Below are 12,662 nucleotides of genomic sequence, written 5' to 3' on the forward strand. Positions count from 1 at the left end.
CCCGAGGACCACCATGGACAGCTTCACCATCATTGCCGTCGCGTCGATCGTCATCGCTGGTCTCACCACCGGCTTCGGCACCATGGGCCCCGCGCTGGCAGAGGGTCGCGCGGTCGCCACCGCGCTGACGGCGCTGGCGCAACAGCCCGATGCCTCCGCCACCATCACCCGGACCCTGTTCGTCGGGCTCGCGATGATCGAGTCCACCGCTATCTATTGCTTTGTGGTCTCTATGATCCTCATCTTCGCCAACCCCTTCTGGAACCTCGCCATCGCCCAGGCCGCCGGGAAATAGTCCATGCTCATCGATTGGTTCACCGTCGGTGCGCAGGCGATCAATTTTCTTGTCCTGGTGTGGTTGCTGAGGCGCTTCCTCTACCAACCGATCCTTCACGCCATCGACGAGCGGGAGCGGCGGATCGCCGCCGAGCTGGCGGACGCCGATGCGAAACGGGCGCAGGCGCAGCACGAGCGCGAGACCTTCCAGCACAAGAACGAAGCCTTCGATCAGCAGCGTGCAGCCCTTTTTGCGCATGCGATGGACGAGGCGAAGGCGCAACGTCTGCGGCTCCTGGAAGAGGCCCGGCAGGCCGCCGATGCCGTGCGGGCCCAACGACAGGACGCGCTGCGACAGGAGGCCGATCGACTCGATCAGGCACTGCGGCGCCGGACTGTGCAGGAGGTCTTCGCCATTGTGCGCAAGACGCTGGCCGATCTCGCCGGGGCCAGTCTGGAAGAGCGGCTGGTCGCGGTCTTTATTGAGCGGCTGCGGGCGATGGACGGCGCGGCCCACGCGGTGTTTGCCAAGGCGCTGAAGACGGCGACCGACCCGGCCTGCGTGCGCAGCGCCTTCGACCTGCCCGCGACGCAGCAGGCAGCGATTCAAACGGCGCTCGACAGCACCTTCGCCACCGAGGTGCAGGTGCGATTCGAAACCGGGGCGGATCTGGTCGGCGGGATCGAGCTGACCTCGAATGGACAACGGATCGGCTGGAGCATTGCGGATTATCTGCGGTCACTGGAGCTGGGGGTTGGGGATCTGCTGGATAAGCAGTTATACTTTCAAGGATCTAAAGACTCCAAGGACTCCAAGGACTGATTGGCTCAGTTGTCGTTGTAGTCCTTGAAGTCCTTTTCTTTGCAGTCCTTATCCTTGGGGCCATGAAGTACTGACCAATGACTCACCCCCTCCAGACCCTCTTAGACCAAACCTTCAGCGCCATCGGTCAGGCGACAGGGACATTCGCACCGCAACTGACCCCACACGAGGTCGGCACCATCGCGACCGTCTCCACCGGCATCGCCACGGTCGCCGGCCTGCCCGGTGTCGGCTTCGAGGAGCTGCTGGCGTTTCCCGGCGAGGTCTTCGGCATCGCCTTCAACCTGGACGCGGACGCGATCGGTGTCGTGCTGCTCGGGGACTACTGGCAGTTGCACGCCGGGGCCCTGGTCGAGCGCACCGGCCGGGTCATGGACGTGGCCGTCGGCGATGGCCTGCTGGGGCGCGTCATCGACCCGCTCGGCCGGCCGCTCGATGGTCAGGGGCCGGTGCGCAGCGATGAGCGCCTGCCGATCGAGCGCCCGGCGGCGGCCATCATGGACCGCGCGCCCGTCACCGTCCCGCTTCAGACCGGGCTCAAGGTCATTGATGCACTCATTCCCATCGGCCGCGGCCAGCGCGAGCTGATCCTCGGCGACCGCCAGACCGGCAAGACGACCATTGCGATCGACAGCATCCTCAACCAGCGCGGCCAGGATGTCCTGTGTGTCTATTGCGCCATCGGTCAGCGGGCGTCCAGCATCGCCAAGGCGGTGGCCACCTTGCGGGAGCAGGGTGCCCTGGACTATACCGTGGTGGTGGTGACCGAGGGCAACGACGCGCCGGGTCTCGCCTACATCGCCCCCTATGCCGCGACCAGCATTGCCGAGCATTTCATGGAGCGCGGGCGCGACGTGCTGATCGTCTACGACGACCTCACCCACCATGCCCGCGCCTATCGCGAGCTCTCCTTGTTGCTGCGCCGCCCGCCCGGCCGCGAGGCCTTCCCCGGCGATATCTTCTATATCCACTCGCGCCTGCTGGAGCGTGCCACGCACCTGAGTCCAGAGCGCGGCGGGGGCTCGCTCACGGCCCTGCCGATCATCGAGACCGAGGCCGAGAACATCTCGGCCTATATCCCGACCAATCTGATCTCGATCACCGACGGGCAGGTCTATCTGTCGCCCTCGCTGTTCGCATTGGGCGTGCTGCCGGCGGTCGATGTCGGCAAGTCAGTCTCGCGCGTCGGCGGCAAGGCGCAACGGGCGGTCTACCGCGCGGTCGCGGGCGATCTCAAGCTTCGCTTCGCGCAGTTCGAGGAGTTGGAGACCTTTGCCCGGTTCGGTGCCCGGGTGGATGAACCGACCCGTGCGATCATCGCGCATGGGCAGCGCATCCGCGCCTGCCTCAAGCAGTCGGAGCTCGCCCCGGTGGCGGTGCCGGCGCAACTCGCCGTCCTGCTGGCCCTGACCGCGGGGCTCTTCGACACGGTGGACCTCGAGCGGATGACTGCGGCCGAGCAAGCGGTGCAGGCGGCCGCGGCGACGATCCCGGACGCGCTTCGCGAGCGCCTGGCCGGCGCCGGGGCTTTGCGCGACGGAGATCGGCAGGCGCTCATCGACCTGGCCGGCCGGGCGCTCACCGGATTCCAGCCGTCGGCGGTGCCGAGTGCTCCGGGCGGGGCCGCCCGCGTGCCGGACACGGCGGCCCCCGGGCAACCGACCGAAGCAAGCCCGCCATGACGAAAAGGTCAAAGCCCATGCTCCCGAAACTGCACTATTGGTGGCAAGCCAAACGCTCGAGCTTCTGGTTCGTTCCGGCCGTGATGGTGCTGGATGCCGTAGCGCTCGCCACCCTGCTGATCACCTTGGACGTGACCGTCGAAGAGATCGCCGAGGCGGCCGAGCGCACGATCGACTCTCCACACGACCGGGCACGGCTCGGCAACCGGCTGACGCGGGTACGCGAAGTGCTCGCAACCGCACCGGTGGTATTCGTCGGCGCACACCAAGACGGACGCGCGGCCCGATGAGCGACAGCACCGCCAGCCTGCGCCGCCAGATCAGGAGCGCCGGCGATCTCCAATCCGTCGTCCGCACCATGAAGACCCTGGCCGCGTCCAGTATCGGCCAGTACGAACAGGCGGTGCGCGCTTTGGGCGATTATGCGCGCACGGTGGAGCTGGGCCTGAGCGTCTGTTTCCGCGGCAGCGGGGCGGACGCGGCGCTGACCGGGACGCTGGTCGAACCGGATAGGGGCCGGGATACGAACCGGATCGGCGGGATCGTGTTTGGCTCCGACCAGGGGCTGGTGGGCCAATTCAACGATGTGGTGACCGACTATGCGGTGCGGGCCCTGGCTGCCCTGACCGACCGGCCGCTGGTCTGGGCAGTCGGTGAGCGTGTCCATGCGCGCCTGACCGATGCCGGTCTGCCGGTGGAGGGCCGGTTCGCCGTGCCGGGCTCGGTCGCGGCCATCACCCCGCTCATCGGGCAGATCCTGGTCGCGAGCGAGGTCCGGGGGAAGCGCGTCGCGCAGCTCGATCTGTACTACAACCGTCCCGCGTCCGGCGCCGGCTATGCGCCCGTCAACCAGCGGCTGTTGCCGCTGGACGACGCCTGGCAAGGCCGGCTTGCCGCGCTCCCCTGGCCGACCGGGAACCTCCCCGAAGTTATTGGTACCGGAGCCGCGACTCTGAGCGCGCTGATGCGCGAGTATCTCTTCGTCTCGCTTTTTCGCGCCTGTGCCGAGTCGCTGGCGAGCGAGAACGCCAGCCGTCTGGCGGCGATGCAGCGCGCCGAGAAGAATATCGACGAGTTGTTGGAGGCCCTCAACGGCAAGTTCCACCGCTTGCGCCAGGGCGCGATCGACGAAGAATTGTTCGACGTCATCTCCGGCTTTGAGGCACTGGCCGGAACGCGGCCCCAATCGCGACCCCGGTGACGGTTGCAGGTAAGGGGGCGCAGCGTTGGCAGAGAGGCGTCGATCGCGGCGGAGGTCCTGGAGCCAACTGCCGGGGGCTATTTCACCAGGGTCACAGGCAGCGTGGACAGATGGACGACCTTGGCGGCAACCGAGCCAAGTAACAGCGTCGCCAGCCCGCCGCGCCCGTGGGTGCCCATGACGATGTGGTCGCACCCCTGCTGCGTCGCGAACTCGGCGATGGTCTCCGCGATGGGTCCGGTGACCACCCGGGCGGTGTAGGCGACCCCGGCCTGATCGAGCAGCTCGCGGGCGCTGCGCAGGTCCTCCTCGCCCTCGCTTTGCTGGATGGGCACTGGTTCAGTTTGGTTCTTCCTTATCCTTATGTTTTTGTAGTATTTTTATAACCTGGGCTGTCGAACTCTAAGGACCTCATCCCACGAGAGTCCCTGCTGGAGAATCCCCAGAGCCACCGCAGGAACCTGTTTTGTCGTGAAGTGGCTGCGAATAAAGTTATGGACAATCCACAACATATCCAATGTTCTTTGCAAACCAGAAATGCTCTTCGCGTACGTATTCGTTCGGCGGCGATAAGCAGAATTCTTTCGCCGAAATGAAGCGTTCGATGCTTCCAAATGATTAGCATGAATATCGGCTGGCGTCACATCTTGATCGGTTTCTGGATGCTCCGGATGAGGGGTTTCGTATTTGGGACGCGAGTGCCCCGTTCTATCAGTTCCTTTCCCTTTATTCTTAAGGCGCACCTTCACACCGCGACGAAGCACTTTCGGTGGGCGGCCGCGTTTTCCGGTTCGCAATACTTCGTGGCAAATTTCAAACAGGAGATTGCCATACCGACGTTCCCCGTCGGTGACTAGAGTGACATCGCCAGTACGCAGGATGACATCTCTAAGTATTTGTATGGCATATGAAAATAGGCTGCGATCCTTTTTCCCGCACTGAAGCGCCCAGATAAATCGACTTGCCCTTTCCATCAGTACGATCGTCCAGCCTTCACAATCCTCCGGGGGGACATTCCTATTCACTTTCGTATAAAGCTCATCACCTTCGATCAGTTGCTCAATAAAGGTGTGCGTCAGGGCATATATGACCAGCACATCCTTGCAATCGGCCAGGCGACGCTCCCATAGGAGCAACGTATTCTTCGCAATCGCGAAGGCCCGGCAGGCGGCGTTCAAGCCGATCCCCTCAGTGCGCGTTTTGAGCACTTGAATGATGAAGCTGGTCGGTTTCCTGAGCCCCTCGATAAGGGTGGCTTTGGTCTCGGAAAAGAGCCTATTGCAACTTTGACATCGCCACAGCAAACGCGTACCGTTATGACCGGTTTGATACGTCTTGTGATGCCGACAATTCTGTGAATTGCAATGAGGGCATGTCCATTGTCCGTTCAAGAAGTTCTCACTTATTCAAAAAGTGACGGAAACCCGCGCCGAACTAGATATATTACATATATTTCAATGTCTTGTAAACAGGAATTAAACTGAACCAGTGCCGCTGGATGCGGGTGACCTCGTCCTCGTGGAGGAAACCGCGAACCTGCCAGGCGTCGACCGGTTCACGGACGTGGAGCAGGTGGATCTGCGGGGGCTCACGCCGCTCGGCGAGCCGGACCACATGCTTAAGTGCCCGCAGGGACTGGGCAGAGCCGTCGCAGGGGACCAGGAAGCGCATCATCGGCACCTCATCATCGGGACCTCGTCATGGGTGCGTCCGAGCGCTGTGGGGTGTCGCCGACGGTGCCGGGGTGCCAGCCGAGGATCAGGAGCAGGGCCGCGAATCCGAGCACATAGGCCAGGGTCACATGCCAGCCGTGGCGCACCCAGTTCAACACCGACTTCGCCTCGGGATACAGGTTGGAGATGGCCACCCCGGCGGAACTGCCGAACCAGATCATGGAGCCGCCGAAGCCGACCGCATAGGCGAGCAGGCCCCAGTCGTAGCCGCCCTGTTTGAGTGCCAGGGCGGTGAGCGGGATATTGTCGAAGACGGCTGAGACGAGCCCGAGCGTCAGGGCGGAGGGCCAGGAGGCCGCCGGCAGCCGTTCCACCGGCATGAGGGAAGCGCACAGCACCAGCGACAGCAGGAAGAGACTCCCTTTGAGGCTCTGCGGCAGCAGGCCCCACTCGGGTTTGCGGATCAGCCCGGTGAGCAGAATCGCCGCCCACACGGCCATCCCCAGCACGGGAACTCGGCCGGCCAGGTCCTTGGCGTGTAGGTTCAGTGCCACGTTGGCGGCGACGGCGGCGACCAGGATCGTGATCACGATGCCCAGGCGGGTCCAGTCCACCGCCGTGTCGGCGGGTACCTGCCGGGCGGCCGGCTGGTAACGGTGCTGCTGGATGGCGGCCGGGATGCCGAATACCAGCAGGGCCACACCGGCGGCCACATAGGCGTGCAGGACCGCGCTCGGCGCCACGCCGGAGAGCCACATCATGGTGGTGGTGGTGTCGCCCACCACGCTGCCGGACCCGCCGGCGTTGGACGCCGCGACGATCGCCGCCAGGTACCCGAGGTGGACACGGTGGCGGAATACCCCGGCGGCGACGGTGCCGCCGATCAGGGCGGCGGCGATGTTGTCCAGCACTGCCGAGAGCACGAAAATCATGGCGAGGAGGACAAAACCGCCCGGCCAGCCGGCGGGCAGGAAGCGCGGCAGCACCAAGGGGATCCGGCTGTCCTCGAAGTGGCGGGCCAGCAGGGCAAAGCCGAGCAGCAGGCCGAGCAGGTTGGCGAGCAGCACCCACTCGTGGCCCAGGTGATCGATGAGCCCGGTCAGGCCCGGTCCCGCCGGGAATCCGGTCACGCCGAGTTTGAAGGCGGTGATGACGGTGAGCCCGGTCAGGGCGACCGCGAGGGTGTGACGGTGCAGGACGGCGACCCCCAACAGGGTGGCCGCAAACAGGATGAACTCGGATGGGATGCCGAACAACTGGATGGATGCGGCGGCAACTCCTGGTGTTGCGGCCACGGCGGGGCCGCTGCACGCCAGGTTGGCGACCAAGGTGACCAGCGTCAGGGCCGGCAGACTCAGGTGGCGCGGAGTGCCGGTGGCGGGGACGCAGAGCATGGGCGGTATCAAGGCGGCGCCGATTGGGACCTGACAGGGTGGCGCAGATGATAGCCCGGGCGCCGTTGAACTGCGATGCTTCCGTCCGGTGGCTGTCAGTGGCCCCGGGTCGCCTGACGGCGTAGGATGCCGACGCTGAGAACCCGCGCCGCGCAGGTGTCGCCGCCAATTTCCCTCATCCCTCATCCCTCATCCCTCATGTGACCACCCAATGAAGATCGTCATCCTCGGCGCCGGCCAGGTCGGTACCTCGGTGGCCGAGAGCCTGGTCTCGGAGGCCAACGAGATTACGGTCGTCGATACCGACCTGGTGCGCCTGGCGCGTCTCCAGGACCGGCTCGACCTGCGCACCGTGGTCGGCAACGCCGCCCTGCCCTCGGTCCTGGAACGGGCCGGCATGGCCGATGCGGACATGTTGATCGCGGTGACCCAGAGCGACCAGACCAACCTGTGCGCCTGCCGCACGGCCGCCACCCTCTACAAGACCCCGACCAAGATCGCCCGGCTGCGCTCGCCGGACTATGCCCGTTACCCGGAACTGCTGGAGGCGAAGAACTTCGCGGTGGACTTCAGCATCTGTCCGGAACAGATCATCACCGATTACCTGGTCCAGTTGCTGGCCTTTCCCGAGGCGCTCCAGGTGCTGGAGTTCGCCGACGGTCTGGTGAGCCTGGTGGCGGTGCGCGCCATCCCGGGCGGGACCCTGGTGGGGCACCCGGTGGCGGACCTGCGTCGCCACATCCCCACCGTGGACGCACGCATCGCCGCCATCTATCGCCGCGATCAGCCCATCATCCCGGACGGGGAGACCCTGATCGAGGCCGGGGATGAGGTCTTCTTCCTGGCCGCCACCCGCGACATCGGCCAGGTGGTGAGCGAACTGCGGCGCCGTGACCGCCCGACCCGGCGCATCCTCATCGCCGGGGGCGGGAACATCGGGGAGCGGCTCGCCGGCGCCACCCAGGATCGCTATAAGGTGAAGTTGGTCGAGGCCGATGAGGCGCGCGCCCGGACCCTGGGGGCGACGCTGAAACACACCCTGGTGCTGGTGGGGGAGGGTACGGACGAGAACCTGCTGGCGGCCGAGTCGATCGAGGACATGGACTGCTTCCTCGCCCTGACCAACGACGACGAGAACAATATCCTCTCCGCCCTGCTCGCCAAGGGCCTGGGGGCGCGCCGGGTACTGGCCCTGATCAACCGGCGGGCCTATGTCGATCTGGTGCAGGCGGACCGCATCGACATCGCCATCTCCCCGGCCCAGATCTCCATCGGCTCCCTGCTGGCCCGGGTGCGCAAGGGTGACGTGGCCGCGGTGCACAGTCTGCGCCGGGGGGCGGCGGAGGCCCTGGAGCTGGTGGTCCATGGGGACAGCCGTACCTCCCAGGTCGCGGGCCGGCGCATCGAGCAACTGGACCTGCCCCCGGGGGTGACGGTGGGGGCCGTCGTGCGCGGGGCCGCACCCATGGCGGGTGGGGCCGACCGGCGCCGCGTCCTGATCGCCCACCACGACGTGGTGATCGAGGCGGAGGATCATGTGATCCTGTTCGTGATCAGCAAGGACCTGCTGCCCAAGGTGGAGCGCTATTTCCAGGTCGGTCTGGGGTTCTTCTGATGTATTCGGTCCTGTCGGTCACCAACGTCCTCGGGCGCCTGTTGATGGTGTTCAGCCTGACCTATCTGCTGCCCATCGCCTGTGCCCTGATCTACGACGACGGGACCCTGCTGACCTTCGTCTTCAGCATGCTCGCCTGCGTCCTGGTCGGTCTGTTGATGGTCGCGGCGACCCGCCATGAGCGCCGGGTGCTCAAGGCGCGCGACGGCTTCATGCTGGTTACCATGGCCTGGACCCTGACCGCCGCGATCGCCACCGTGCCGCTGATGCTGCACCAGCAGCTCTCCTTCACGGACGCCTTCTTTGAAACCATGTCCGGACTCACCACGACCGGGGCCACGGTGATGGTGGGGCTCGACGATATCGCGCCCTCCATCAACCTGTGGCGCCATGCCCTGTGCTGGTTGGGCGGCATGGGGATCATCGTGCTGGCGGTCGCGATCCTGCCCTTCCTGGGGGTCGGCGGTATGCAACTCATGCGCGCGGAGGTGCCGGGGCCCATCAAGGACAACCGGCTTACCGCTCGTATCGGCGATACCGCGGCGCTACTCTGGGTCATCTATGTGAGCCTCACCCTGGCCTGCGTCCTGGGGCTGCGGATCGCCGGCATGGATTGGTTCGACGCCGTCTGCAACGCCTTTTCGACCTTGAGCCTGGCCGGCTTCTCGACCCGGGACGCGAGTATCGGCGCCTGGGACTCGCCGGTCATCGAAATCGTGATCATCGTCTTCATGGTGCTCGCGGCGATCAACTTCGCCACCCATTACACCGTCTGGCGGCATCGCAGTCTGAGGCCCATCTGGCGCGATCCGGAGGCCCGGGGGGTGCTCGGGGTCCTGTTGCTGAGTTCGCTGTTCTGCGCCGCTTATCTCTGGTTCAACGACGTCTACGCGAGCTACTGGACCGCCCTGCGCTATGTCAGCTTCAACCTGGTCTCCATCGCTACCGACTGCGGGATGGTCAACACCGACTACGCCCTATGGCCCATCGTTGTCCCGCTCTTTATGCTCTTTCTGTCCTCGGTGACCGCCAGTTCCGGGTCTACCGGCGGCGGTATCAAGATGATCCGCACCCTGATCCTGGTCCGCCAGTCCTCACGCGAGGTCGCCCGTCTGATTCACCCCACCATGGCCGCACCGGTCACGGTCGGCGGGTCCCAGATCCCCAACAGCGTGGTCTTCGCGGTCCTGGGCTTCATCTTTCTCTACTCCATGAGCATCATCGGGATGACCTTCCTGCTGATCTTCGGCGGGCTGGACTTCATCTCCGCCTTCACCGCCGTCATCGCCTGCATCAACAACGCCGGGCCAGGCCTGGGCGTGGTGGGGCCAGCCACCAATTACGGCGGCTTGACCGACTACGAGATCTGGGTCCTGAGCTTTACCATGCTGCTCGGGCGCCTCGAGGTCTTTTCGTTGCTGATTTTGTTTACGCCGCAGTTTTGGCGCAGGTAGGGGGCGAGGATGAGGGATGAGGGATTAAGGAGGAAAGCTGGGTTTATGGGGCGGGGTTGGCGCAGGTGGCGGCGGTCCCGTCAGGATTGGGTGTCCGCGAATGAACGCAAATGGGGACGATGGCGTTTGATGAGCAACGCGGGCTTGATCATCGTTGCGCAGGCGATCCATCAGGCCGCAAACTTTCAACTGGACGAGTCTGAAAGTTTCAAATGGACGAACCGATAACTTTCAATCAGCCGAGGTTCTGGCTTACACTTGGCCGCCATGAGCCCTCCATCTCTGCACCCCCGCTACCTGAGCCGCGCGCTGACCGAGGCCCTCACCGACACCCCGGTGGTGCTGGTGCATGGCCCGCGCCAGTGCGGCAAGACCACGCTGGCGCGCCTGGTGGGGGATGCCGCCGGCTACACCTATCTCAGCTTCGATGATGAGGTGCTGTGCGCCGCGGTTCGGGCCGACCCGGCGGGCTTTGCAGCCGACCTGCCGCAGCGCGCTGTGCTCGACGAGGTCCAGCGGGTGCCGGAGTTATTCACCTGCATCAAGTCCCTGGTGGATCGTGATCGGCGCCCGGGGCGCCTGATCCTCACCGGTTCGGCCAATGTCTTGCTGGTGCCGCGCCTGGCGGATTCGCTCGCGGGGCGGATGGAGGTGCTGCGCCTGCACCCGCTGGCCCAGGTGGAACTGGCGGCGAGTCCACCCCAGTTCCTGGATCGGCTCTTCGGTGGTGGGTTCCAGATCGACACCAATGCGCGTCTGGGTCCGGAATTGGCCGAGCGGATCCTGGCCGGCGGCTATCCGGCGGCCCTGGCCCGTCCATCCGCCCGGCGGCGAGCGGCCTGGTATCGCGACTATATCGAGACCCTGGTGCAGCGCGATGTCCGTGACCTCCAGCGCATCGCCTCGCTCGACGCCCTGCCGCGCCTGCTCAATCTGGCGGCGGGACAGACGGCGCGCCTGATCAATATCTCGGATCTGGCCGCCCCCTTTGCGTTGAGCCGCCCCACCATCCGCGACTATGTCACCCTGCTCGCGCGCGTCTTTCTGCTGGAGGAGTTGCCCCCCTGGCACAGCAACCGCTTGAGCCGCCTGATCAAGACCCCGAAGCTTCACCTGGGTGACACCGGCTTAGCCGGCGCCCTGCTGGGCCTGGATGGGCCGACCCTGGCCGCGGACCGGCCCCTCCTGGGGCAATTGCTGGAGACCTTCGTCTTCCAGGAGTTGCGGCGGCAGGCGAGTTGGCGGGAACTGCCGATCAGCTTCCATCACTTTCGCGACAAGGACGGTGCCGAGGTGGACCTGGTGCTGGAGTCCGGCCAGGCGCTCGCCGGGGTTGAGGTCAAGGCCTCGGCCACGGTGACGACGGCGGATTTTCGGGGCCTGCGCAAGTTGCGGGAGGCGGCCGGCACGCGCTTCAAGGCCGGCGTGGTGCTCTACGACGGCGAGGCGACGGCGCCATTCGGCGACGGACTGACGGCGGTGCCGATGCGCGAACTGTGGGAATCCCGGTAGCCCGCGCATCACCCTGGGACCGTTGCATGACCAGATCGCCGCAGACAGCCCGGCCGCGGGGGTGCGATCAGAACTGATGTGGTGACCGAGATCCCGGGTCCGTTGTCGTTGTCGTTGTCGTTGTCGTAATCGAACAATCCGACCACGATTACGACAACGACAACGACAACGACAACGACGCCCGGTCCGTGGGAACGTCCGGTAGCTGTAGCTGTAGCTGTAGCTGTAGGGTACGCATCGCGTACTGGGCTCCGGCGGTCGCCGCAACTTGGCGGGCACGCGGTGCGTACCCTGCGAAATGTGCGTTAACACATCAGTTCTGATCGCACCCCGCCCGCGGGTTCTGCTTGCGGCCAGGTCTGGATCGGCCTATTTTGAGCGAAATAGACCAATCTCTCTGAAATAATTATGCAAAACGTTTCCGCCCACGACGCCAAGGCCCGCTTCGGCCAACTGCTGGAGACGGCCCGGCGCGAGCCCGTGGTCATCGAGCGCGACGGTCGAGCCGTCGCTGTCGTGGTCTCCAAGGAGGAGTACGACGCGTTGAACGCAATCAAGCTCCAGCAGCTCCGCGCGGAGATCGACCTGGGGCTCGCGGATCTGGAGCGCGGTGCGTGCACCGATTATGAGGCTGAGGACCTGCCGACGCTCGCCGCGCGGATCAAGGCCGCTGGCCGCGAGCAGCTCGCCAAGAAGTGATCTATCGGCTTTCGTCCAGGGCGGAAGCGGATCTCGCCGAGATCTGGGGCTACTCCGCCGAACAATGGAATCTTGATCAGGCCGATCGGTACGTCGATGCCTTGGTGAGCCGTTTTGACTGGCTCTGCGATAACCCTTCGCTGTGGAAGGCTCGGCCGGACATCGCCGATGGGCTCTATAGCTACCCGCAGCAGAGCCATGTGATCTACTTTCGCGCCTCTGGCGATGCGCCACGGTTGATCGAGATCGTGCGCCTGCTACACGGGCGGATGGAGCCTCACGGGTACGTCTGAAGCGGGCAGACCAGCCACGCCGCCCCGCGGTCTGGCGAGA

General features: G+C 65.2%; 14 protein-coding genes. 10 read left to right on the forward strand and 4 right to left on the reverse strand.

The window, feature by feature from the left end; translation table 11 throughout:
• Positions 1–13 precede the first annotated feature (13 nt).
• The 5 genes from THSYN_RS00465 to THSYN_RS00485 all read left to right on the forward strand — a co-directional run bounded on the left by THSYN_RS00465 (position 14) and on the right by THSYN_RS00485 (position 3,982).
• The gene (locus THSYN_RS00465; protein ID WP_100917399.1) at positions 14–295 is read left to right on the forward strand and encodes a F0F1 ATP synthase subunit C; all 282 of its coding nucleotides are present in this window, start codon (positions 14–16) and stop codon (positions 293–295) included.
• A 3-nt stretch (positions 296–298) separates the two neighbouring features.
• Entirely contained in the window at positions 299–1,099 is an 801-nt protein-coding gene (locus THSYN_RS00470) for a F0F1 ATP synthase subunit delta (protein WP_100917400.1), read from the forward strand.
• A 77-nt stretch (positions 1,100–1,176) separates the two neighbouring features.
• Positions 1,177–2,781: an alternate F1F0 ATPase, F1 subunit alpha gene (locus THSYN_RS00475; protein WP_100917401.1), complete on the forward strand. Its 1,605-nt coding sequence runs from the start codon at positions 1,177–1,179 to the stop codon at positions 2,779–2,781.
• A 17-nt stretch (positions 2,782–2,798) separates the two neighbouring features.
• Positions 2,799–3,071 (forward strand): DUF2254 domain-containing protein, encoded by a 273-nt coding sequence (locus THSYN_RS35115; protein ID WP_216644651.1) that lies wholly within the window; start codon positions 2,799–2,801, stop codon positions 3,069–3,071.
• The gene (locus tag THSYN_RS00485; RefSeq protein ID WP_100917402.1) at positions 3,068–3,982 is read left to right on the forward strand and encodes a F0F1 ATP synthase subunit gamma; all 915 of its coding nucleotides are present in this window, start codon (positions 3,068–3,070) and stop codon (positions 3,980–3,982) included. Before THSYN_RS35115 ends, THSYN_RS00485 begins: the two co-directional genes overlap by 4 nt.
• Positions 3,983–4,059: 77 nt before the next feature.
• Here the strand turns inward: THSYN_RS00485 and THSYN_RS00490 are convergent, their stop codons facing one another.
• Genes THSYN_RS00490 through THSYN_RS00505 form a run of 4 tightly spaced genes read right to left on the reverse strand, consistent with a single transcriptional unit; the run spans position 4,060 to position 7,049 of the window.
• On the reverse strand, positions 4,060–4,317 hold the full coding sequence (locus tag THSYN_RS00490) for a universal stress protein (RefSeq protein WP_236848758.1): 258 nt from the start codon (positions 4,315–4,317) through the stop codon (positions 4,060–4,062).
• Between the two features lie 45 nt (positions 4,318–4,362).
• On the reverse strand, positions 4,363–5,373 hold the full coding sequence (locus THSYN_RS00495; RefSeq protein WP_100917404.1) for an IS1 family transposase: 1,011 nt from the start codon (positions 5,371–5,373) through the stop codon (positions 4,363–4,365).
• A 52-nt stretch (positions 5,374–5,425) separates the two neighbouring features.
• Positions 5,426–5,656 (reverse strand): universal stress protein, encoded by a 231-nt coding sequence (locus THSYN_RS00500; RefSeq protein ID WP_100917405.1) that lies wholly within the window; start codon positions 5,654–5,656, stop codon positions 5,426–5,428.
• Between the two features lie 10 nt (positions 5,657–5,666).
• Positions 5,667–7,049 (reverse strand): citrate transporter, encoded by a 1,383-nt coding sequence (locus THSYN_RS00505; RefSeq protein ID WP_100917406.1) that lies wholly within the window; start codon positions 7,047–7,049, stop codon positions 5,667–5,669.
• A 211-nt stretch (positions 7,050–7,260) separates the two neighbouring features.
• On the opposite strand from THSYN_RS00505, the gene trkA reads away from it, so the two are divergent.
• The 5 genes from trkA to THSYN_RS00530 all read left to right on the forward strand — a co-directional run bounded on the left by trkA (position 7,261) and on the right by THSYN_RS00530 (position 12,622).
• Positions 7,261–8,664, forward strand: coding sequence for a Trk system potassium transporter TrkA (trkA, locus tag THSYN_RS00510; RefSeq protein ID WP_100917407.1), 1,404 nt, complete (start codon positions 7,261–7,263; stop codon positions 8,662–8,664).
• Positions 8,664–10,118 carry a TrkH family potassium uptake protein gene (locus tag THSYN_RS00515; protein ID WP_100917408.1) on the forward strand — a complete coding sequence of 485 codons (1,455 nt, stop codon included), beginning with the start codon at positions 8,664–8,666 and terminating at the stop codon, positions 10,116–10,118. The genes trkA and THSYN_RS00515 overlap by 1 nt, the downstream gene beginning before the upstream one ends.
• 267 nt (positions 10,119–10,385) lie before the next feature.
• On the forward strand, positions 10,386–11,630 hold the full coding sequence (locus THSYN_RS00520; RefSeq protein WP_100922247.1) for an ATP-binding protein: 1,245 nt from the start codon (positions 10,386–10,388) through the stop codon (positions 11,628–11,630).
• Between the two features lie 408 nt (positions 11,631–12,038).
• Complete coding sequence (locus THSYN_RS00525) at positions 12,039–12,329, forward strand: type II toxin-antitoxin system Phd/YefM family antitoxin (RefSeq protein WP_100917409.1); 291 nt, start codon at positions 12,039–12,041, stop codon at positions 12,327–12,329.
• Positions 12,326–12,622 (forward strand): type II toxin-antitoxin system RelE/ParE family toxin, encoded by a 297-nt coding sequence (locus THSYN_RS00530; RefSeq protein WP_100917410.1) that lies wholly within the window; start codon positions 12,326–12,328, stop codon positions 12,620–12,622. Before THSYN_RS00525 ends, THSYN_RS00530 begins: the two co-directional genes overlap by 4 nt.
• Positions 12,623–12,662: the final 40 nt, after the last annotated feature.

The organism is Candidatus Thiodictyon syntrophicum (assembly GCF_002813775.1).
GTDB classification, from domain to species: Bacteria; Pseudomonadota; Gammaproteobacteria; order Chromatiales; family Chromatiaceae; genus Thiodictyon; species Thiodictyon syntrophicum.